The organism is Pseudomonas sp. St316, from assembly GCF_018325905.1.
GTDB lineage: Bacteria > Pseudomonadota > Gammaproteobacteria > Pseudomonadales > Pseudomonadaceae > Aquipseudomonas.
In genome coordinates this window covers 1,803,786-1,824,223 of record NZ_AP021901.1, presented here as the reverse complement: position 1 = coordinate 1,824,223, position 20,438 = coordinate 1,803,786, and the positions used below count along the sequence as shown (strand labels likewise).

The 20,438-nt window shown below is 63.0% G+C and carries 18 protein-coding genes and 1 pseudogene; 6 read left to right on the top strand and 13 right to left on the bottom strand.

Going from position 1 to position 20,438, the window contains the following annotated elements; translation table 11 throughout:
* Positions 1–43 precede the first annotated feature (43 nt).
* From KI237_RS30915 to KI237_RS08190, 4 genes and pseudogenes are all read right to left on the bottom strand, one after another.
* Complete coding sequence (locus KI237_RS30915) at positions 44–907, bottom strand: methyl-accepting chemotaxis protein (protein ID WP_411740638.1); 864 nt, start codon at positions 905–907, stop codon at positions 44–46.
* Positions 905–1,129, bottom strand: a pseudogene (locus KI237_RS30910) (HAMP domain-containing protein); the annotation flags it as partial. The gene KI237_RS30915 and the pseudogene KI237_RS30910, both read right to left, overlap by 3 nt.
* Before the next feature lie 992 nt (positions 1,130–2,121).
* The gene (locus KI237_RS08195) at positions 2,122–3,507 is read right to left on the bottom strand and encodes an aminotransferase-like domain-containing protein (RefSeq protein WP_212799519.1); all 1,386 of its coding nucleotides are present in this window, start codon (positions 3,505–3,507) and stop codon (positions 2,122–2,124) included.
* 205 nt (positions 3,508–3,712) lie between these two features.
* On the bottom strand, positions 3,713–4,474 hold the full coding sequence (locus KI237_RS08190; protein WP_057451989.1) for an SDR family oxidoreductase: 762 nt from the start codon (positions 4,472–4,474) through the stop codon (positions 3,713–3,715).
* 227 nt (positions 4,475–4,701) lie between these two features.
* Here KI237_RS08190 and KI237_RS08185 point away from each other — a divergent pair, with 227 nt between their 5' ends.
* Positions 4,702–5,706: an NADP-dependent oxidoreductase gene (locus KI237_RS08185; RefSeq protein ID WP_212799518.1), complete on the top strand. Its 1,005-nt coding sequence runs from the start codon at positions 4,702–4,704 to the stop codon at positions 5,704–5,706.
* Between the two features lie 132 nt (positions 5,707–5,838).
* Here KI237_RS08185 and pyrF read toward each other — a convergent pair whose 3' ends face one another.
* Positions 5,839–6,537 carry an orotidine-5'-phosphate decarboxylase gene (gene pyrF / locus KI237_RS08180; protein ID WP_212799517.1) on the bottom strand — a complete coding sequence of 233 codons (699 nt, stop codon included), beginning with the start codon at positions 6,535–6,537 and terminating at the stop codon, positions 5,839–5,841.
* Positions 6,538–6,829: 292 nt separating this feature from the next.
* Between pyrF and KI237_RS08175 the strand changes: the two genes are divergently transcribed.
* Together KI237_RS08175 and KI237_RS08170 are read left to right on the top strand one after the other, a co-directional pair.
* Positions 6,830–7,588: a response regulator gene (locus tag KI237_RS08175; protein WP_212799516.1), complete on the top strand. Its 759-nt coding sequence runs from the start codon at positions 6,830–6,832 to the stop codon at positions 7,586–7,588.
* Positions 7,588–8,634, top strand: coding sequence for a HAMP domain-containing sensor histidine kinase (locus KI237_RS08170; RefSeq protein WP_212799515.1), 1,047 nt, complete (start codon positions 7,588–7,590; stop codon positions 8,632–8,634). Before KI237_RS08175 ends, KI237_RS08170 begins: the two co-directional genes overlap by 1 nt.
* A gap of 204 nt (positions 8,635–8,838) precedes the next feature.
* On the opposite strand, the gene KI237_RS08165 is transcribed toward KI237_RS08170, so the two are convergent.
* The 8 genes from KI237_RS08165 to KI237_RS08130 form a co-directional block, all read right to left on the bottom strand.
* Complete coding sequence (locus KI237_RS08165) at positions 8,839–9,876, bottom strand: AI-2E family transporter (protein ID WP_212799514.1); 1,038 nt, start codon at positions 9,874–9,876, stop codon at positions 8,839–8,841.
* Positions 9,877–9,939: 63 nt separating this feature from the next.
* On the bottom strand, positions 9,940–10,758 hold the full coding sequence (locus tag KI237_RS08160) for a DUF4892 domain-containing protein (RefSeq protein ID WP_212799513.1): 819 nt from the start codon (positions 10,756–10,758) through the stop codon (positions 9,940–9,942).
* A 129-nt stretch (positions 10,759–10,887) separates the two neighbouring features.
* On the bottom strand, positions 10,888–11,739 hold the full coding sequence (locus KI237_RS08155; RefSeq protein WP_212799512.1) for an alpha/beta hydrolase: 852 nt from the start codon (positions 11,737–11,739) through the stop codon (positions 10,888–10,890).
* Positions 11,736–12,530 (bottom strand): alpha/beta fold hydrolase, encoded by a 795-nt coding sequence (locus KI237_RS08150; protein ID WP_057451981.1) that lies wholly within the window; start codon positions 12,528–12,530, stop codon positions 11,736–11,738. Before KI237_RS08150 ends, KI237_RS08155 begins: the two co-directional genes overlap by 4 nt.
* 272 nt (positions 12,531–12,802) lie before the next feature.
* Positions 12,803–13,246 carry a hotdog fold thioesterase gene (locus KI237_RS08145; RefSeq protein ID WP_212799511.1) on the bottom strand — a complete coding sequence of 148 codons (444 nt, stop codon included), beginning with the start codon at positions 13,244–13,246 and terminating at the stop codon, positions 12,803–12,805.
* A 52-nt stretch (positions 13,247–13,298) separates the two neighbouring features.
* Positions 13,299–13,751, bottom strand: coding sequence for a phosphohistidine phosphatase SixA (gene sixA, locus KI237_RS08140; protein ID WP_212799510.1), 453 nt, complete (start codon positions 13,749–13,751; stop codon positions 13,299–13,301).
* Positions 13,748–14,095: a DUF4389 domain-containing protein gene (locus KI237_RS08135; RefSeq protein ID WP_212799509.1), complete on the bottom strand. Its 348-nt coding sequence runs from the start codon at positions 14,093–14,095 to the stop codon at positions 13,748–13,750. The genes sixA and KI237_RS08135 overlap by 4 nt, the downstream gene beginning before the upstream one ends.
* Positions 14,096–14,126: 31 nt before the next feature.
* A complete protein-coding gene (locus tag KI237_RS08130; RefSeq protein WP_212799508.1) occupies positions 14,127–15,152 on the bottom strand; it encodes an NAD(P)H-dependent glycerol-3-phosphate dehydrogenase in 1,026 nt (341 codons plus the stop codon).
* A gap of 198 nt (positions 15,153–15,350) precedes the next feature.
* Here KI237_RS08130 and KI237_RS08125 point away from each other — a divergent pair, with 198 nt between their 5' ends.
* From KI237_RS08125 to KI237_RS08115, 3 genes are read left to right on the top strand one after another with little or no spacing between them, the layout of a single operon-like run.
* The gene (locus tag KI237_RS08125; RefSeq protein WP_212799507.1) at positions 15,351–17,474 is read left to right on the top strand and encodes a TonB-dependent receptor plug domain-containing protein; all 2,124 of its coding nucleotides are present in this window, start codon (positions 15,351–15,353) and stop codon (positions 17,472–17,474) included.
* Positions 17,475–18,407: an ABC transporter substrate-binding protein gene (locus KI237_RS08120; protein ID WP_212799506.1), complete on the top strand. Its 933-nt coding sequence runs from the start codon at positions 17,475–17,477 to the stop codon at positions 18,405–18,407.
* On the top strand, positions 18,404–20,305 hold the full coding sequence (locus KI237_RS08115) for an ATP-binding protein (RefSeq protein ID WP_212799505.1): 1,902 nt from the start codon (positions 18,404–18,406) through the stop codon (positions 20,303–20,305). The genes KI237_RS08120 and KI237_RS08115 overlap by 4 nt, the downstream gene beginning before the upstream one ends.
* Positions 20,306–20,438 lie beyond the last annotated feature (133 nt).

The window sequence follows — 20,438 nt, the reverse complement described above, 5'->3', positions numbered from 1 at the left end:
CGAGGGGATTTATTCCCTTGCCACAAGGCTGGCGTCGTCTTTGTCACAACCTGAAATGCCCCACCATCCCTTTCAGCTCAACCCCCAACTGCGCCAGCTCGATGCTGGAAGCGGCATTGCCGCGCATTGCCAGGGACGACTGATCGGCGCTGGCGCGAATGCTGGTGACACTGCGATTGATCTCCTCGGCCACCGAACTCTGCTGCTCGGCCGCCGCCGCGATCTGTTGGTTCATCTGCTGGATCAGCGATACCGCCGCCGCAATACTGCCCAAGGCGCTTTCGGTCTGCAGTGCATCGCTGACCGCCATCTTCACCAACTCGCCGCTGCTCTGGATCTGCTGCACGGAAGCCTGGGCCGCTGAACGCAAGGCGCTCACCAATCGCTCGATTTCCTCGGTGGACTGTTGCGTGCGCCTGGCCAACGCCCGTACCTCATCGGCCACGACCGCAAAGCCCCGGCCCTGCTCCCCGGCCCTGGCCGCCTCGATAGCGGCATTGAGTGCCAACAGGTTGGTTTGCTCGGCCACGCTCTTGATCACACTCAGCACCGTGCCGATGTTCTGGATCTCGGCGCTGAGGCTTTCGATGCTGGAACTGGCCGACGTGGCCGAATCGGCCAGCTGCTCGATGCGCACCATGCTCTGACGCACCACCTGCTGGCCGCTTTCGACCTTGTCGTCGGCAGTCTGGGCCGCTTGTGCGGCTTCTTCGGCGTTACGTGCCACATCATGCACAGTCGCCGTCATCTGGTTCATCGCCGTGGCGACCTGCTCGGTTTCCTCTTTCTGGCTGCTGACTTCCAGGTTGGTCTGTTCAGTCACGGCCGACAACGATTGGGCCGAATTGGCCAACTGCTCGATACCGGCCTGCAGGCCGCTGACGATACTGCTCAGCCCCGCGCCCATCTGTTGCATCGCCTGCATCAACTGACCGATTTCGTCCCGGCGCGTCACTTCGACCGTGGCGCTCAAGTCACCCGACGCAATCTGCTGGGCCACGCGAATGACACTGCGCAGCGGTGTCACGATCAACCGGGTTATGACCCATGCCGCGATCAATCCCACCAGCAACGCCAAGGCCGACGAACCGATGATCAGCAGCGAGTTTTTCTTCAGTTCGGTCTGCATGGCCTGGTCTTCGGCACTGAAGGCCTGGTCAACCCGCGCCACCACTTGATCGGCCCGTTCGTGCAGTTGTTGGTAGACGACTTTTTCCTTCGCCAGCAGGCCGGTGTATTCGGCCAGTTGTTCATTGAACCCGGCGATATGCCCGGCCACTTCATTGAGCACGGTCTGGTAACCCGGGTCCTTGACGGTGGTCTTGAGCACTTCGGCCTGTTTCATCGCCTGCTCGGCCTGTTCGATGCTGCCTTCTGCGGCGCCCTCGACACTGCCTTTGCGGCTCTGGTCCAGGCGGACCCGCGCTTCGTTCATGGCCTGCAACATCAAGCGGGATACTTCGCTGACCTGATTGGCCTGCTCGATGAACTCGGCCCCCTCCTTGCCCTCGGAATCTTTCAAGGTATAGGCGCCGTCATCCGCCAGCCCGGCCTGCAACACATCCAGGTTATTGGCGACGCTGGACACCGACCAACTGGCCATTTCCAGCGCTAGGTCCTTGCTCTGGCTCAACCCGACAAATTCGTCGAACGCCTTGCGATACGCCGCCAGCGCCTGCTCCACGTCGTTCATCACCGGCACGTTGGCAGCCGACTGCACCTTGAGTTCGTCCGCCTGGGCCACCAGCCCATCGACGCCCTGGCGCAGGGCATCGGCCGTCTTGGGGTCGGAGCGCGAGGCGTATTCCTGCTCCAGCAGCCGGACCTTGAGCAACCCGCTGTTGAGGGAGGACATCTGTTTCAGGCCATCGAAGCGATAGCTGATGGTCTGCAGGGACCAGACGCCGATGGCCGCGACCACTGCGGTCAGCAACAGCACCAGGACAAATCCGATACCCAGTTTCTTTGCCATACCCAGGTTGGCAAAACGTCCTTGCACGGCCGAAATCATTGCGCTCAGTCCTCTGCCAGTGTGTGTTGATTGCAGATTCGCAACGAGACGCCCTGCAACACAAGATGCTGGCGTCGGAATAATGGCAAAAAGCTACAGCCGCGTCGTTTTCAGGATACTTGAGGTCGATCCAGAGCCGCGACCCGGAAGAACGCCAGCGCCCTGGGATCACGAGCATAGGCCACGTTGATCCGTAACCAGTCGCTGTCGGCGCCCGAAGGGCTGAATGCTGTACGCGAAGACAGCAGCACGCCGAAGCGCTTGGCCAGACGCTGCACTTCAGCGTAGTCACACAACGGCGGTCTTGCCCAGAGGAAAAGCCCGCCGGCCGGTTTACCAAAGACCTCCCAGTCGGCGTCCTCCAATACCTGCAACAACACCGCCATGTCGGCGCCCAGACGCTGGCGCTGGCGCTGGACCAGCTTGCGATAGGCGCCATTGGCCAGGAGACAGGCAAGCACCGACTCACAAAACCGCGACCCACCCATGCTGGTAATGCCCTTGACCTCGCTCAGCCGCGCGATGATGGAAGGCCCGGCCACCACGAAACCGACGCGTAACGAACTGCTCAGGGTTTTCGAGAAACTGCCCACGTAGATCACATCGGGATCCAGCGCCGCCAGCCGGGTCCGGGCCGAGCTCTGGAAGTCGCCATAGGCATCGTCTTCGATCACCAGTACGCCGTGTTCCTTCGTCAATTGCAGCAGCCGTTGGGCAACGGCCGGAGCCAGGCTGCTGCCGGTCGGGTTATGGCAGGCGCTGTTGACGAACAGCGCGGTAGGCCGATGCATCGCCAGCAGGTCTTGCAGCGCATCGACGTCCGGGCCGCGCGGTGTCCTGGGCAGTTCGATCATGTCGATGTCGTGCAACCTGAGCAGGTCGAACAGGCTTGAATAGCCTGGGCTCTCCACGACCACGCAGGAACCCGGCGGCAACAGTGTCCGTACGATCAGGTCCAACCCATGGGTCGCCCCGGTGGTGGTCAGGATCAGATCTTTACCGGCCTCGATATTGAGTTGTTTCAGGCGCCTGGACAGTTGTTCACGCAGGGCGGGCAGCCCCAACGACGTGCTGTAGTTGAACAATCCTGCCATGTCGGTGCGAGTGACCTGACGGATCGCATAGCCCAGGTCATCGCTTTCACGCCAGCTCTCGGGCAGCCCGCCACACCCCAGCTTCAATTCCCATTGCGAGCTGTCGCCCCCGGCGGCGAACGTGTCCTGCTCTCGATTATGATCGGTGGGCTCGGGTTCGGGTGAAGGGGGTGCGACAAAAAAACTGGAACCATGGCGCGACGCCAACAGGCCTTGGGCGACCAGACGTTCACACGCTTCATTGACGCTGGACTGGCTGAGCAGGTTATCCCGCGCCAGTTGGCGGACAGATGGCAGCCGAGTTCCCGGTTGCACCGCATCCTGTCGGATCCAGCCGATCAGCGCGTCAACGATTTGCTGCACGACAGGCACCAGGGCCTGTCGGTCGATTCTCAACTCCATGAGTAACCAAACTCCTAAGCGTTTGTTTTATTTCCGGAAACAGTTAAGCACAGGCTGCTACGGGACGATGTACGACAACGTCGCCAAAACCGTCGATTCTCACCCTTTGAAACACATTGAGGGGCCGTTCCGAGGATTTTTCGAACGCTCACGAAAAAGCCCGCAACCAGTGCGGGCTTTTTCCTACAAGCTGAAGGGCACGTCCTCAGAACGCCGTGACGCCGCCATCCACCGCCAGGGAATGACCCGTGGTAAAGGCCGCGCCGTCGCTGCACAAATACAGCACGGCGCTGGCGATTTCCTCAACTTTGCCAATACGCCCTACCGGGTGCATGGCATTGGCGAACTCACCTTTTTTCGGGTCCGCCTCATAGGCACGACGGAACATGTCGGTGTCGATCACCGCCGGACAAACCGCATTCACGCGGATTTTCTTCTTGGCGTATTCGATGGCGGCCGATTTGGTCAGGCCGATCACGGCATGCTTGGACGCTGCATAGATGCTCATCTTCGGCGCCGCGCCCAGGCCCGCCACCGAGGCCGTATTGACGATCGCACCGCCGCCCTGGGCCAGCAGCAATGGCAACTGGTACTTCATGCACAGCCAGACGCCCTTCACATTAACCCCCATGATCGCGTCGAACTCATCAAGGGTACCGTCGGCCAACTTGCCCTTCTCGATCTCGATCCCGGCGTTGTTGAAGGCGTAGTCAAGACGACCGTAGGTCTTGATTACCTCGTCCATCAGCTGCTGCACATCGTTTTCCAGCGTCACGTTGCAGCGCACGAACACCGCTTCGCCGCCCGAATCACGAATCGACTGCACCGTGCCCTCGCCGCCCGCCACGTCCAGGTCGGCCACCACCACTTTCAGGCCCTCTGCCGCGAACGCCAAGGCAGTGGCCCGGCCGATGCCAGCGGCAGCACCGGTAACCACCGCGACCTGTCCGGAAAACGTCATGCTCATTGTTCTGTTCCTCGAAGAATGCGGGAGATGCCGCCAGTCTAGTCACAGGTCCCGAGGACACGGCAGCACTATCCAATTGCCGTTTGAGCATTCATGGGCGCCAGTGATAAGGCCCCCGGTTGAACTATCACTGTGTTGGATCGAACTGCATTCGCTATGTCAGCAAACCTTGCGGCAAATGCTTCGAAGGTCTATCAACAAGGCTTCATTCATCTTGAGTGCCCGCCATGACTGCCCAGACCAATCGCCAGTTCCTGCTCGCCAAACGCCCGGTAGGTGCGGCGACCCGCGAGACTTTCACCTATCAGCAAGTACCGGTCGGCGAACCGGCAGCCGGCCAGATCCTGGTGAAAAACGAATACCTGTCCCTGGACCCAGCCATGCGCGGCTGGATGAACGAGGGCAAGTCCTATATCCCGCCGGTCGGCATCGGCGAGGTGATGCGGGCATTGGGTGTCGGCCAGGTCATGGCCTCGAACAACCCGGGGTTCGCGGTCGGGGACTACGTAAACGGTGCGTTGGGGGTGCAGGATTATTTCCTTGGCGAGCCAAGAGGTTTCTACAAGGTCGACCCGAAACTGGCACCGCTGCCACGTTATTTGTCCGCGCTGGGCATGACGGGCATGACGGCCTATTTCGCCCTGCTGGACGTCGGCGCGCCCAAGGCTGGCGAGACTGTGGTGCTCTCCGGTGCCGCCGGTGCGGTGGGCAGCATCGCCGGGCAGATCGCCAAGATCAAAGGCTGTCGCGTGGTGGGCATCGCTGGCGGGGCCGACAAATGCAAGTTCCTGGTCGATGAACTGGGTTTCGACGGCGCCATCGACTACAAGAACGAAGACGTCCACGCCGGCCTCAAGCGCGAATGCCCCAAGGGCGTGGATGTGTATTTCGACAACGTCGGGGGCGACATCCTCGATGCCGTGCTCAGCCGCTTGAACCTCAAGGCCCGCGTGGTGATCTGCGGCGCTATCAGCCAGTACAACAACAAGGACGCAGTGAAGGGGCCCGCCAACTACCTGTCGCTGCTGGTCAACCGGGCGCGCATGGAAGGCTTCGTGGTCATGGATTATGCCGCGCAGTTCGCCGCCGCCGGGCAGGAAATGGCCGGCTGGATGGCCAAGGGGCAGCTCAAGAGCAAGGAAGACATTGTCGAAGGTCTGGAGACATTCCCCGAGACGTTGACCAAATTGTTCAGTGGGGAAAACTTCGGCAAGCTCGTCCTCAAGGTCTGATGTGAAGACGACTGTGGGAGCGAGCTTGCTCGCGATAGCGGTGTATCAGTCAACCCGTTAGGGGCTGATAGGCCGCTATCGCGAGCAAGCTCGCTCCCACAGAGGGTTTCTCACATAGGCTTCAGGGATTGCTCAGGCCAGCTCGGCCACGACCGCCGCCAGCGCCTTGGCCGGATCGGCGGCCTGGCTGATCGGACGGCCGATCACCAGGTAATCGGAACCGGCGTCCAGCGCCTGACGCGGGGTCAGGATGCGACGCTGGTCGTCCTGGACGCTGCCCGCCGGACGAATCCCCGGGGTCACCAGTTGCAGCGACGGGTGAGCCGCCTTCAGGGCGCCAGCTTCCAAGGCCGAACAAACCAGACCGTCCAGGCCTGCCTTCTGCGCCAGCGCGGCCAACCGCAGCACCTGCGTCTGGGGCTCGACGTCCAGGCCGATCCCGGCCAGGTCCTCGCGCTCCATGCTGGTCAGCACGGTCACGCCGATCAGCAACGGTTTCGGGCCGCTGCGCTGATCCAGCACTTCACGGCAGGCCGCCATCATGCGCAGGCCACCGGAGCAATGCACGTTGACCATCCACACGCCCATCTGCGCAGCCGCCTTGACGGCCATGGCGGTGGTGTTGGGAATGTCGTGGAACTTCAGGTCCAGGAACACTTCGAACCCCTTGTCGCGCAGGGTCCCGACAATTTCCGAAGCACAACTGGTGAACAGTTCCTTGCCGACTTTGACCCGGCAGAGCTTGGGGTCCAACTGGTCGGCCAGCTTCAGGGCGGCGTCACGGGTGGGGAAATCCAGGGCGACGATAATGGGCGTCTGGCAGGCGGACATGAGCGGGCTCTCAGGCAAGTCGAAATCGGCGCGCATTGTAGCGGAACCAACGCCCGTGCGGGACCCGATGATCGGTAAAATCCTCATCGCGTCCAGAGCAGCATGGACGACACCGACCTTTGTGTCGAAGCCGATACACTCATGACATGCGTACAACACGTCGACACGCTACCGTCCGCCGCCGCAACCCAGCCTTTCAGCGCTTCACGCCTCCCGGCACGAAGCCTATGCTGAGGGCTCAACCTTGCCGCCTTCTTTGCGGTTGGCAGCCTACCTGGCAGATGATGCATTCATGCAGAACACCCCTGTTGCAAATTCTGACGATCAAAAAGTGCCCGCCGATGACAAGCGTTGGAACACCCACGCGCTGATCGTCGATGACGATGTGCCGATCCGCGAGTTGCTGATCGATTACCTGGCCCGCTTCGGCATACGGGCCAGCGGCGTGACCGATGGCGCGGCCATGCGCCAGGCAATGCAGGCCGAGCACTTCGACGTGGTCGTGCTCGACCTGATGCTGCCGGGTGAAGATGGCTTGCAATTGTGCCGCTGGCTGCGCGCCGAATCGGACATCCCGATCCTGATGCTCACCGCCCGCTGCGAGCCCACCGACCGCATCATCGGCCTGGAGCTGGGCGCCGATGACTACATGGCCAAGCCGTTCGAACCCAGGGAGCTGGTAGCGCGTATCCAGACCATCCTGCGCCGGGTGCGCGACGACCGCACCGAGCCTCGGGCCAATATCCGTTTCGACAACTGGCGGCTCAACAGCGTACTGCGCCAACTGATCTCGGCCGACGGGCTGGTGGTGCCGCTGTCCAATGCCGAGTTCCGCCTGTTGTGGGTCTTCATCGAACGGCCGCGCCGGGTACTCAGCCGCGAACAACTGCTGGACGCCGCTCGCGGGCGCTCCATCGAGGCGTTCGACCGCAGCATCGACCTGCTTGTATCACGCCTGCGCCAGAAGCTGGGCGACGACCCCAAGGCCCCGCAACTGATCAAGACCGTGCGCGGTGAGGGCTACTTGTTCGACGCACGGGACGTCGGTTGATGCAACTGCGCCTCGACTCCCTGTTCGGCCGCCTGTTTGGCGTGCTGTTGCTGGCGATTGTCCTGGCGCATCTGTTGGCCTTTGCCTGGTTCTCCGTCTACGACAAGCCACCACCTCCCGGGTCACCGCCCGGTTTTTCCCAGCATGGCGACGCACCCCCGCCCTTCGGTCCACCGCCCGGGCGTGCGAAACGCCCGTGGTTCGGCGGCCCGTTGGTGCCGCTGACCTTTCAATTCGTGTTCCTGATCGTCGCGGCCTGGTACGGCGCCAAGCTGCTGACCCGCCCCATCCAGCGCCTGAGCGATGCGGCCGAGCGCCTGAGCGAAAACCTCGACAGCCCGCCGCTGGATGAAAACGGCCCCCGTGAAGCGCGACAGGCGGCCCATACGTTCAACCTGATGCAGCAACGGATTCGCGAGCAGGTGCAGCAGCGTTCCCGCATGCTCGGCGCGGTGTCCCATGACCTGCGCACGCCGCTTTCGCGGCTCAAGCTGCGCCTGGAGCAGATCGATGACATCAAGCTGCAAGGCCAGATGCGCCAGGACCTGGACGATATGATCGGCATGCTCGATGCCACCCTCACCTACTTGCACGAACAGCGCACCAGTGAAGCGCTGCAATGGATGGACGTGCAGGCCTTGGTGGAATCGTTGAGCGAAAACGCCCAGGACCAGGGCGCCGATGTGCAGGTCAGCGGTACCTGCGCGCCGCTGCAGGTGCAACCGATGGCGCTGCGTTCGTGCCTCAACAACCTCATCGACAACGCCCTGCGCTACGCCGGCCATGCCTTGATCAGCCTGGAGGACCAACATAAGCAGGTGCTGATTCGAGTCATCGACCATGGTCCCGGTATTGCGACGGACAAACGCGAGGCGGTGTTCGAACCGTTCTTTCGCCTGGAAGGCTCGCGCAACCGCAACTCCGGCGGCGTCGGCCTGGGCATGACCATCGCCCGGGAAGCCACCGAACGCCTGGGCGGGCAATTGACCCTGGAAGAGACATCAGGGGGTGGGTTGACGGCGGTGATCAGCCTGCCTCGTGCCTGAGAACACGCCTATCACCTGTGGGAGCGAGCTTGCTCGCGATGGCGTCAGCACCTTCAACAGGCTTGCAAGCTGACCCGCCGCTATCGCGAGCAAGCTCGCTCCCACAGGGGCCAGCGTCGATCTGGCCGTTTTGTACAGCCACCGGCTATCCCAGCCCAAGGAGAGCGTCCATGATTGGTCGCGTCAGCAGTTACTCGACCTAAGCTATCGCGCCTGGCTTTTGCTCCAGTCCGTCAACAGGCTATACGCCACCGCCAGCAGGGTCGGGCCGATAAACAGGCCGATGAAACCGAAGGCGATCAACCCGCCGAACACCCCCAGCAGCACGATGACCAGGGGCAGGTTTCCGCCACGGCTGATCAGGTAGGGCTTGAGCACGTTGTCCACGCCGCTGATGATGAACGTGCCCCAAATGCCGAGGAACACCGCCATCCCGTACTCACCCTTCCACGCCAGCCACGCCGTGGCAGGAATCCACACCAGCGGTGGTCCCATGGGTATCAGGCTCAACAGGAAGGTGACGATACCCAGTACCAGCGCCCCCGGGACCCCGGCGATCAGAAAGCCAATCAGCGCCAGCACGGCCTGGGCCGCCGCGGTGCCAATCACGCCGTTGACCACCCGTTGCACCGTACCGGCCACCAGCTCGATGTAGTAACCGGCACGGTCGCCGATCAGACGCTCCAGCAATCCGTGGACGAACACCGCCAGGCGCGGGCCGTCGCGATAGAAAAAGAACACGAACACGATGCTCAGGGTCAGTTCGACTATGCCACCGCCAATCTGCGCACTGCGCGCCAACAGCCAGTTGCCGACTTGCCCCAGGTACGGCTTGATCGACGCCATCATTGCCGCACCCTGTTGGTCGATGCTGTTCCAGATGCCGACCAGTCGCCCGCCCACCAGTGGCACCCCGGCCAGCCAATCGGGCGCTTCGGGAAGGCCGTCGACCTGCACGTCCTTGATGAACGCCGTGGCATCGCGTACATGGTCGGCCAGATTGAAACCCAGCCACACCAGCGGCACCGCCACCAGCAGCATCCAGCCCACCGTCAGCAACGCCGCCGCCAGGGATTCGCGGCCATTGACCCAGCGGGTCAGCAGGCGCATCAGCGGCCAACTGGCGAAAGCCAGCACCGCCCCCCAGAACAGCGCCGACCAGAACGGCGCCATGACCCAGAGGCTTGCGCCGAACAACACCAGGAGCAGGATCTGCACCAACAGCCGATCGTTATTGAGCATGTAGGGTCTCGAAAAAATGAACAGGTGCGAGGCAGCGGCGAAAACCCGCTGCCCCGAGACAGCTTAGCGCAGCAACTCCAGGTGCAAACCCGCCGCCTCGCCGCTGGCGGCCTCCATGCGCGCCGCCCGGACGCCCTGGCCCGCCAGCGCCTCAAGCCAGTCCTCGGCCCGGGGCCCGGCGATACTGACCCGCAGGCCCGTGTCCAGGTTCAGTGCCCGGGACAACAGGCGCAACCAGGTGTCGTCCGGCTCACCGGCAACACGCGGTAAATCCAGGACCCCAGTGTCCTTGAGCTGGCGCAGCAGCGTGGCCGACGTCGGCAGCAGGTCGCCCAGCGGTGCGTTCGCCTCGAACTGCTCGACATGCAGGTAGGCCTTGCGATTGCCACGGGTGATGGCATACAGCGCAATCAGTGTGTTGTCCGCCGGTGGCGCCAGGCGCAGCAGCAGGAAGGCCTGGCCGTTGTCGGCACCATAGAGCTTGGCGTTGCCGAAGACGTCGTTGGCCCACAGGCTGCTTTCGCCGCAATCGCGGGCCTGGCACCAGAACAACAGCTCGGCACCCTGTTTCTGCAACGCTTCGCGCGCCGCGGTAAAGGCCTGGGTGGCGGCATGTTCCGGCGGCAGTTCGTAGGTGACCGACGTGACGTTCCCACGGGCATCGACCTGGCCGTCGAAGCGCAGTTGGCCGCTGATCTTGCGGATCGAGCCCATGGGGTAGACACGTTCCAGGTCGCTGGTCTGCCGGTAATCGACAATCTGCGCGTCAGGCATGCGCGGCACCCGCTCCAGGTCGCGACTGCCTGGCACGTCGACGGCGAACGACGCCGGGCTGAAGCAGGCCAGCACCAGCAGGACGAGTGAGTGAACGGATAATTTCATCGGATCGGCTTGGCCTGGGACGCTTGGACGCAACGGGTGTCATCGATGCACCGCGAGGCGGATAAACAGAGGTCTGTCATGGTTGTCTCCCTTTCAACCCGCCCAGCCTCGACAGTTGCCCGGCGCAAGTCAAGGAACGGTGAAGAACCGATTGAAACAGTCTGCTACAAGCGCGGCACCGACCTCGTCGTTCAGGTGCAGATGATGGCCGCCGGGCAACTGCTCATGACTGAAGGGTAGACGCTCCAGCAACTCCGGGTGTTGGGCAAGCATGCCGTCCGCCGCCACCACCAGATGCGCCGGACAACCGACCCGCGCAACGAACGCCATGGCCTGTTCATCGGTCAGGCGCAAAGGCGATGGCAAGGTCAGGCGGTTGTCGGTGCGCCAGGTATAGCCCCCGGGCACCGGCATCAGGCCGCGCTGGGCCAGCAATTCGGCGGCCTCGCGATTGACCGCCACCAGCCCTTTCATCCGTGCTTCGATGGCCCGCTCCAGGGTTTTGTAGACCGGCTTGCGTTTTTGTTGCAAATCCAACTGGGCTTGCAGGGCCATGCCCATGCGCTCGGCCGCGTTATCGCCTTTGGCTGTAGGAGGAATCACCCCGTCGATCAACCCCAGGTGCGTCACCCGCTCCGGCAGGGAACCGGCCAGCACCAGTGAAACAATGGCACCCATGGAATGTCCCAACAGGGCGAAACGCTTCAAGCCCAGTTGTTCGGCGACTTGCAGCACATCGTGGGCGTAGTCCCAGAGGGCATAACCGGCACCGGGCGGCCGATGCCCGGAGTGACCGTGGCCGGCCATGTCCAGGGCAATCACCCGCAGACCTTCGAGCCTGGGCGCCAGGCGAGCGAAGCTGTTGGCGTTGTCCAGCCAACCATGCAGGGCAATCACCGGTAGCCCATCTTCCGGCCCGAACAGGTGGGCCGCCAGTTCGATGTGCGGCAGGCTCAGGCGGACCTCCTCGACCATACTCATGCGCTGCGCCCTTCCCAACGCTGGAAGAGGTTCTTGAGCAGGTTGGCCGTGTCCTGTGGACGTTCGAGGGGAAACATATGGCCGCCGGGCATGCTCAGGGATTCGCCATGAAGCATACGCCCCACCGAACGGGTGTGATGACGCATCACCACGCGACTCTGCCGGCCACGCACCACCGCCAGCGGCACCTTGAGCTTGCGCGGACGCCCTGGGCTGGTGTGCGGCACGCCGCGGTAAATGCTGATTTCGGTGGCCGGGTCGAAGCGCAGCCGCAGCCGGTCGCCGACTTGTTGCAGGCCGTGTTGCAGGTAGGCGTCGAAGCAATCCGGGTCAAAACCGCGGAACAATGTCTTGCCGGCAAAATACTGCCGGGCCGACGCCAGGTCGGCGAACTCCTCACGCCGTCCCAGGGTCCGCCCCGCCGGGGTCAGGCGGTCGATGAACCCCAAGCGCTTGGCGGCCAGGATCACCCACTGGTCGGTACGGGTCAGCACCGGTGAATCGAGCATGACCACGCCGCGATACAACTCGGGGCAGCGCAACGCCGCGTGCAGGTGCAGCACGCCGCCCAGGGAGTGACCCACGCCCCACACCGGCGCCGGTTGCTGCTCCAGGTGATGGATCAGTTCATCCACCAGGTTGTGCCAGTTATCGTCCACCGGGAAACGTGGGTCATGGCCGTGCAATTCCAGATGCGCCACCTGGTACTGCGGCGCCAGCGCGGCGAACAGCTTGCCGTAGGTGGCCGAGGGAAAACCATTGGCGTGGGCGAAAAAAATCTGTTGCGACATGACAGCCGATCCATTGGGGAACTGGGGCTGATTGTCCGCAGAACCCGAGCGCGCGGCAATGACCGTAACTGACAGCAATGATGACAGTCGGGCTTGGGCTATGGGGTCATGAGGCGGTGAGCACTGTCCCCTATGGTGAGGAAATTGGTGGGAGCAAGGCTTGCCCGCGACACAGGCGGCTCGATTTCTGAAAGACCGCATCGCCACCATCGCGGGCAAGCCTTGCTCCCACAGGAAATCTCCTCACCACAGGATTTCGTCCAGCTAGAGCATCAACGCGCCGGCGGTTGCTCGCCCACCGGCACCACGGCCATGGTCAGGCGCGACACGCAGTTGACCTTGCCCTCGTCATTGACCAGGCGAATGTCCCAGACCTGGGTGGTGCGGCCCAGGTGGACCATCCGGGCCGTGGCGGTGACCCGTCCGCTGCGCACACCGCGCAGATGGTTGGCATTGATTTCCAGGCCCACGCAATAGAACTTGCTGGCATCGACACAGAGATAGGCCGCCATGGACCCGACCGTTTCGGCCAGTACCACCGAAGCACCGCCATGCAGCAGGCCGAACGGCTGGTGGGTGCGATGATCGACCACCATGCTGGCGGTCAGGGATTCGTCGTCGAAAGACTCGAAACGAATGTCCAGCACTTCGCTGATGGTGTTTTTACCGGCAGCGTTCAATTGCTCGATGTTGGGGGTGGTGCGCCACAGACTCATCGTTGCCCTTCCTGTGTGATTGTTGTTTTGCCCAGTCCTGCAACCGACCGGTTCAGGGATGCCTGATCCCTTTGAGCTTCATCGCCCCGGCCAGCAGGAGGTCGCCTTCCAGCTCGGCCAGGCCAGCGGTTTGCACTTGCTCGGGCTGTTGCAGGTGACCATGCTGCAGAAAGCCCAGCAGGCTGCCCACCAAGGGGTTATGGCTGACCAACAGCACATCGTCCTGGTCCTCCAGATGTCTGAGCACCTCGCTCGGCCGGGTCTCTGGCGTGAGCCAATCGACGGTGATCAGTTCAGCTTCCATGCCCAGTGCTTCACGCACCAGTTGAGCGGTCTGCTGGGCACGCACATAGGGGCTGGCGTAGATGGCCCGCAACGGCTCGCCCATCAACCGACCGGCACTGCGCAACACTTCCTCACGACCGTGAACCGTCAGGGCCCGCTCCGGATCGGGACGGGCACCGTACGGCTCAGCCTCACCATGGCGCAATACCCACAATTTCATAGCTTCGGTTCCTCGTCCCGGACGGGATGCGGGGCCGGCGGCACGGTGTGCGGGGCTTCACCTTCAGGGGTGCGTGGGGTCGGCCAGTCCGCGAACGGCCAGGGTTTCTGATCGCTGTGAAAGGTGCCGAAACGGCCAATCTGGGCCAGGAACTGGCTCAGGCTGTCGCCGAAATTCATCAGGCTGGCACTGGGTGCGCCGTAGATCAGCCGATAGATCAACTGCACCAGCACCACGGCGCCGAGAATGAATTGCGCCACCTGCCAGACCAGCAGGTAAATCACCATCCACAGCACACGCAGCAGGATGGATTCGTATTGGGGTTGCCCTTGAGGATCGTTCATGGCTCGCTCCTGCTTGCGGTCAATATAAGGTTCAGTTGAAACCGCTGGTGGAAATGAAATCGACATCGGTCTTAGGTTCGCCACGCATCAACAGCTCGATCACCTGTTCAAGCGTGCGCCCTTCGAACAGGATCGCGTGCAGCCCCGCGACCAGTGGCATGTACACCCCCGCCTCCTGGGACTTGGCCTTGAGCACCTTGAGGGTATTGACCCCTTCGGCCACTTCACCCAGGCGCGACACGGCCTCGTCGAGGCTCAAGCCTTGGCCGAGGGCAAAACCGACCTGGTAGTTGCGGCTCTTGGGCGAGGAACAGGTGACGATCAGGTCGCCCACGCCGGCCAACCCCAGGAAGGTCATCGGATTGGCGCCCTGGCTGACGGCAAAGCGGGTCATTTCCGCCAGCGCACGGGTGATCAACATGCTCTTGGTGTTCTCGCCCATGCCCAGCGCCACCGCCATGCCGGCGATGATGGCATAGACGTTCTTCAACGCCCCGCCCAGCTCCACACCAAAACGGTCGGCACTGGCGTAGACCCGAAAGGTACGGCCATGCAGTGCCGCCTGGACCCGCTGGCACAGCGCCTCATCCTCACTGGCGACCACCGTGGCGGTCAGCGCATGCTCGGCGATTTCCCGCGCCAGGTTCGGTCCGGAGATCACACCGATCCGAGCCTTGGGCGCGATTTCTTCGAGAATCTCGCTCATCAGCTTGAAGGTCTTGGCTTCAATGCCCTTGGTCAGGCTCACCAACAGCTTGCCGCTCAAGCGTTCTGCGTAGGGCGCCAGCACCGAACGCAAGGCGCTGGACGGCAAGGCGACGAAGAACAGGTCGCTGCCCTCCAGGGTGGCCTGCAAGTCAGTCACCGGTTCCACTTCCGGGCGGATCTTGATGCCCTTGAGGTAACGCGGGTTCTCGCGGTTGACCCGGATGGCCTCGGCCTGCTCCGGGTCACGCATCCACTGGCGCACCGGGTGACCATTCTCGGCCAGCAGGTTAGCCACGGCGGTGCCGAAACTCCCGCCCCCCAGGACCGCAATCGGGCGCTGTTCAGTCATATGCAATCCGTTCATCCATACCAAGTGGCAATGCGGGGCATTATACGGAGCGGCCAGAGCGCGACCAGCCCCGGCAACAATTACCACCAGACGTAGGAAGCTGACCATCAGTTCCTAGGAAAATGCTGTCAACGCGAATGGAAAAGTCGTTCAGCTCGGTTAACATGCCCGCCATCCCCCCTTCTCAAAGGCTGTACCGTGTCCGTTGGCCCTTCCCGTCCAGGCTCGTCCCTGCTATTGGCACTGATCATCAGTCCGCCAGTGCTGGGCGACGACCTGTTCGTGGACAGCCAGCCCCTGCCGCAGGTGCTGACGGCCACGCGCCTCAAGCAATCGCCAGCGGCAGTGCCAGGCAGCATGACCGTGCTCGACAGCGAGTTGATCAAGGCCAGCGGCGCCCGCGATATCAGCGAACTGCTGCGCCTGGTGCCGGGCATGATGGTCGGCAACCTCAGCGGCAACCAGGCTGCCGTGAACTACCATGGCACCAACGCCAGCGAAGCCCGCCGCATGCAAGTGCTGATCGACGGCCGCTCGGTGTACCGCGCCGGCCTGGCCACGGTGGACTGGAGCGATATTCCGGTGGCCATGGAAGACATCGAGCGGATCGAAGTCTTTCGCGGCCCCAACACCGTCAGTTATGGCGCCAACGCGCTGATGGCGGTGGTCAACATCATCACCCGCGCCCCGGCCGACAGCCACGGCACCCGGCTGAAAATCACCCGTGGTCAGCGCGGCATCAGCGACTGGTACGCCAGCCAGGGCAGCGGTTGGGACGGCGGCGATCTGCGGCTGTCGCTGTCCGGCCAGGAAGACGATGGCTTTGACAGCGACCGCAACGGCGCCGATTACCGCGACAGCCGCCGCCTGAACCGCTTCAACCTGTCCGTCAGCCAGACCCTGGACGAGCGGCAGAGCATCGACTGGCAATTGAACGCCAAGGATGGGACCAACCAGCGGCCTTATACCTACCGTCCCGTGTTTGCCGGGATTACCGCCGCTGGGGATAACTCCGACGTCATCGCCAAGGACTACGCCGGTTCGCTGCGCTGGAACCTGGACCTGGACCCCAACCACAGTCTTTATGTACAGGGCTCGATCCAGCACTGGGACCGCCAGCAGACCTGGCGCGCCTGCGACGCCGAGGTGTCCTTCAGCCCGCAATTGACCGACCTGTGGCAGCTCAACCCCTACTATGCCGAGAAGCTGGCACGCAATATCCCCAGCTACGTCAGCAGCGGCGCGCCAGCCGGCACGCCACAGGAGCAGGCGTTGGCCAATCAGGTGCTCGACCAGTGGCGCAACGGCGCCTCGCAAACCCTGTGCGGCGACATCGACCAGAGTGCCCGGGAATCGCGCTACGATCTGGAGATCCAGGACACCCTGAGCCTGTCCGACAGTCTGCGACTGGTCACCGGCGCCAACTATCGCTACGACCGGGCCGACTCGCAGACATACTTCAACGGCACCCTGGACGACACCACCTGGCGCCTGTTCGGCCAGCTCGAATGGCGGGCCACCGAGCATTGGTTGTTGCAGGGCGGTGCGATGTTCGAAGACGCCCGCCTGACCGGCAGTTCGCTGACCCCACGGGTCGCGGTCAACTACCTGATCACCCCGCGCCACGGCCTGCGGGCGGTGTACTCCGAAGCCGTGCGTTCTCCGGACATGTTCGAGAACAACGTCAACTGGAGCTATCAGGTCACCAACCTGCAACCCGCCGCCTTCGGCCAGAACAGTGCCCGTTACTTCGTCCGGACCCGCGGCCCAGGCAACCTGGAACAAGAGCACATGCGCTCCCGGGAACTGGGCTACAACGGTTATTTCGTGGACCTGGGGCTGGCGGTCGACGTGAAACTGTTCCATGACGAAATCACCGGCATGATCAGTGAACCGTTGCGCAACAATCAGTACATCGCCAGCAACAGCAACCAATCGCAATTCTCCGGGGCTGAAACCCAGTTCGACTGGCGCGTGACCAGCACCGACCGCCTGCGCCTGACCTATGCCTATGTCGACGCCCAGGCCAGCAACCCCCTCGACGAACAACTGACCGCCCGCAACAGCGGTTCGGCCGGCTGGCTACGGGACTGGGGCCAAGGCTGGAACAGCGCGCTGCTCTATTACGCGGCCGACGCCCTCAATGGCTATCGCTACGAACGGGTGGACACCCGCCTCGCCCGGCGCATTCCCCTGGGCAAGGCCAGCCTGGAACTGGCGGGAGTCCTGCAGCAGCGCCTGGACAACCAGCCCACTACCTTTATCGACAACCGCTACGACTCCCGCCATGTCGTGTATTTCAGCGCGGAGTTGTCTTTCTAGATGTCCCGACGCCCAGCCCGCAAGACGCCATTTCATGGCCGCCTGACGCTAGCGTTATGCCTGGTGTTTGCCGGTTGGCTGGCGACCCTCGAGGCCCGGGGCGCCGAGATCCTGCTGACCGGCGCCGAGGACAGCCCCGGCGTGCAATCTTTCACCCAGGCCCTGAAAACCCTGCGCCCTGAAGACAGCGTGCAGTTTACGCCGCTGGCCAACCTGCCGGCGCCAGACAAGCTGCCAGGCAATGTCCGCCTGGTCCTGCTTGACCTGCCCAGCCTCGACTGGCGCCTGCAAGACGCCCAGGGGCCGGCCACCCTGGTGCTGCGCATCAGCCGCCAGCAAGCCCGCGATCGCCTGGGCGAAGCAACGCCTGCGCACCTGAGTCTGCTGTGGAGCGATCCACCGATGGCGCGGCAATTGCGACTGATCCGCACCATCTTGCCGCAAGTGCGACGGGTCGGCGTGCTTTACGACACCCACAGTGAATTCCTGCTCAAGGACATTCACCAGGCCGCGGCACCGCTGGGCCTGACCATCGTCAGCGAACGCTGGGACGACACCAACGACAGCCGGCCCCTGCAAAATCTGCTGGGCCAGAGCGACGTGCTGCTGGGTCTGGATGACCCCGACTTGTACAACCCCAAGACCGTGAAGAATCTGTTGCTCAGCAGCTACGCCCGGCAACGCGCCCTGATCGGGCCCAGCGCCGCGTTCGTCAAGGCTGGCAGCCTGGCCAGCACCTATAGCGACCAAGAAGACTGGCTGGCGATTCTCGACGAGTTGCTCGACCGTCCCGCCACCACCTGGCCGCGCACGCTGTATCCGGACCGTTTCAAGGTCCTGGGCAACCGGCAGGTCTCCCGCTCACTGGGGATCGAACCGATTGACGCCGAATCCGTCGCGGCAACGCTGGCCGAAGGAGAACACCGCCCATGACCTTGCGTCGCCGTTGGGATATCAACACCCGAACCCAGCTCATCGCCCTCGGCCCGGCATTGTTGCTGACCGTGCTGCTGATCAGTTTCTTTACCTTCGTGCGGATCCAGGATTTGCGCCAGGAACTCAATCACACCGGGCAACTGATCGCCAACCAACTGGCGCCTGCCACGGAATACGGGGTGATTTCCGGCAACAAAGAAGTGTTGGAAAGCCTGCTCACCGCGACCCTGGCAACCCCACACGTGCGTTTTCTGGAGATCCAGGACAGCACCGACAAGGTCCTGGTGTACGTCGAACAACCCGAGCAAACCCGCAGCCGCGCCCAGCAGATCGAAGTCTTCCAGGCCCCGGTGCGCCTGCAGCGCATCGCCCTGAACAATGACTTCCTGCAGGGCAACAGCCCATCCGGCGAAGCGGCTGGCGAAGATTACCTGGGCCGCGTGATCGTCGGCATGTCCAGTGACGCCTTCAGTCAGCGGCAGCAGGAAATCCTGTTCAAGGCCGCGATCCTGGCGCTGTTCGCCCTGCTGTTCACCTTCCTGGTGGCGCGCCGGCTGGCGACCAACCTGTCCCGGCCGATCCGCGACATCGGCAACGCAGTCAAGGCCATCCAGCAAGGCGACTACAGCACCCCGCTGCCCATCGTCGATGACGCCGAGCTGGGGGCCTTGTCGCGGCACATCAACAACCTGGCCGATGGTCTGGGACAAGCCAGCCGCGAACAGCACCAAGCCATGACGCAGTTGATCAAGACCCGCGAAGAAGCGGAAAAAGCCAACAGTGCCAAGTCCGAATTCCTGGCGATGATGAGCCATGAACTGCGCACGCCCATGAACGGCGTACTGGGCATGCTGCAGTTGTTGGAAACCACCCACATGACCGACGAGCAGCACGAGTACACGGCGCTGGCGTCGGAATCCACCGAACACCTGCTCAAGGTGATCAACGACATCCTCGATTTCTCGCGCATCGAACGCTCGGCCCTGGAGCTGGAGCACATCCCGTTCAACCTGGCAGAGCTGGTGAGCAGTTGCGCGCAGTCGTTCCAGCACAGTGCCGCACAGCGCAAGCTGGGCCTGGACCTGCTGGTCCCGGATGACATGCTGGCCTTGCAGGTCCAGGGCGACCCGACGCGGATACGGCAGATCCTGGTCAACCTGATCGGCAATGCACTGAAATTCACCGAGCAAGGCCGTGTCACCGTGCAATGCCAGTGGCAGGCCCTGGACCACGAACTGCTGTGGTTCACCTGCACCGTGCGCGACAGTGGCATCGGAATCCCGGCCGAGAGCCTGGAACGCATGTTCGACGCCTTCCAGCAGGCCGACAATTCGATCTCCCGGCGCTACGGCGGCACCGGCCTGGGCCTGCCGATCGCCCGTACCCTGGCCGAGCGCATGGGCGGGACGCTGCGGGCCCAGAGCGAAGAAGGCCAGGGCTCGGTGTTCACCCTCGAAATCCCGCTGGCCCTGTCGCGCCAGACGCCACCGACCCTGGCGCCGCGCCTGCCCACCGGCAGCGGCGATGGCGAAGGCCGCAACGTATTGCTGGTGGAAGACAATCCGGTCAACCAGACGGTGGTCGAAGCCATGCTGCGCAGCCTGGGCTTCTCCGTCAGCATCGCCACCGATGGCGCCCAAGCTGTACGCAGCGCCGAAAGCCTGATTTTCGAAGCGATCCTCATGGATTGCCGATTGCCCATCATCGATGGCTACGAAGCCACGCGGCAGATCCGTCAGTTGCCGGGCTGCGGCGAGGTGCCGATCATCGCCCTGACGGCCAACGCCTTGCAGGGTGACCGCGAAGCCTGCCTCGCGGCGGGCATGAACGATTACCTGGCCAAGCCGTTCAAAAGGAACGACCTGCAGCAGATTCTGCAGCGCTGGGTGAATTAGAACAGGTCACTGGACCATCTGTGACTGGCGTGAAAGGCGAAAGTGCGGCAGTCTTAGGCACCCGAACAAGCCTCGATTGGGGCTTGAATAAAAATTTCAGTGCACAGGTGTACATTCATTTCCCGTGTGCTGT

Excerpts from the sequence above, each read along its gene's own strand:
- KI237_RS30915 (WP_411740638.1), bottom strand. The coding sequence starts at position 907 with ATGGGCGCGGGGCTGAGCAGTATCGTCAGCGGCCTGCAGGCCGGTATC.
- KI237_RS08185 (WP_212799518.1), top strand. The coding sequence starts at position 4,702 with ATGACTGCCCAGACCAATCGCCAGTTCCTGCTCGCCAAACGCCCGGTA.
- KI237_RS08145 (WP_212799511.1), bottom strand. The coding sequence starts at position 13,246 with ATGAGTCTGTGGCGCACCACCCCCAACATCGAGCAATTGAACGCTGCC.
- KI237_RS08130 (WP_212799508.1), bottom strand. The coding sequence starts at position 15,152 with ATGACTGAACAGCGCCCGATTGCGGTCCTGGGGGGCGGGAGTTTCGGC.
- KI237_RS08120 (WP_212799506.1), top strand. The coding sequence starts at position 17,475 with ATGTCCCGACGCCCAGCCCGCAAGACGCCATTTCATGGCCGCCTGACG.
- KI237_RS08195 (WP_212799519.1), bottom strand. The coding sequence starts at position 3,507 with ATGGAGTTGAGAATCGACCGACAGGCCCTGGTGCCTGTCGTGCAGCAA.
- KI237_RS08190 (WP_057451989.1), bottom strand. The coding sequence starts at position 4,474 with ATGAGCATGACGTTTTCCGGACAGGTCGCGGTGGTTACCGGTGCTGCC.
- KI237_RS08175 (WP_212799516.1), top strand. The coding sequence starts at position 6,830 with ATGCAGAACACCCCTGTTGCAAATTCTGACGATCAAAAAGTGCCCGCC.
- KI237_RS08170 (WP_212799515.1), top strand. The coding sequence starts at position 7,588 with ATGCAACTGCGCCTCGACTCCCTGTTCGGCCGCCTGTTTGGCGTGCTG.
- sixA (WP_212799510.1), bottom strand. The coding sequence starts at position 13,751 with ATGAAATTGTGGGTATTGCGCCATGGTGAGGCTGAGCCGTACGGTGCC.
- KI237_RS08155 (WP_212799512.1), bottom strand. The coding sequence starts at position 11,739 with ATGAGTATGGTCGAGGAGGTCCGCCTGAGCCTGCCGCACATCGAACTG.
- KI237_RS08150 (WP_057451981.1), bottom strand. The coding sequence starts at position 12,530 with ATGTCGCAACAGATTTTTTTCGCCCACGCCAATGGTTTTCCCTCGGCC.
- KI237_RS08115 (WP_212799505.1), top strand. The coding sequence starts at position 18,404 with ATGACCTTGCGTCGCCGTTGGGATATCAACACCCGAACCCAGCTCATC.
- pyrF (WP_212799517.1), bottom strand. The coding sequence starts at position 6,537 with ATGTCCGCCTGCCAGACGCCCATTATCGTCGCCCTGGATTTCCCCACC.
- KI237_RS08160 (WP_212799513.1), bottom strand. The coding sequence starts at position 10,758 with ATGAAATTATCCGTTCACTCACTCGTCCTGCTGGTGCTGGCCTGCTTC.
- KI237_RS08165 (WP_212799514.1), bottom strand. The coding sequence starts at position 9,876 with ATGCTCAATAACGATCGGCTGTTGGTGCAGATCCTGCTCCTGGTGTTG.
- KI237_RS08135 (WP_212799509.1), bottom strand. The coding sequence starts at position 14,095 with ATGAACGATCCTCAAGGGCAACCCCAATACGAATCCATCCTGCTGCGT.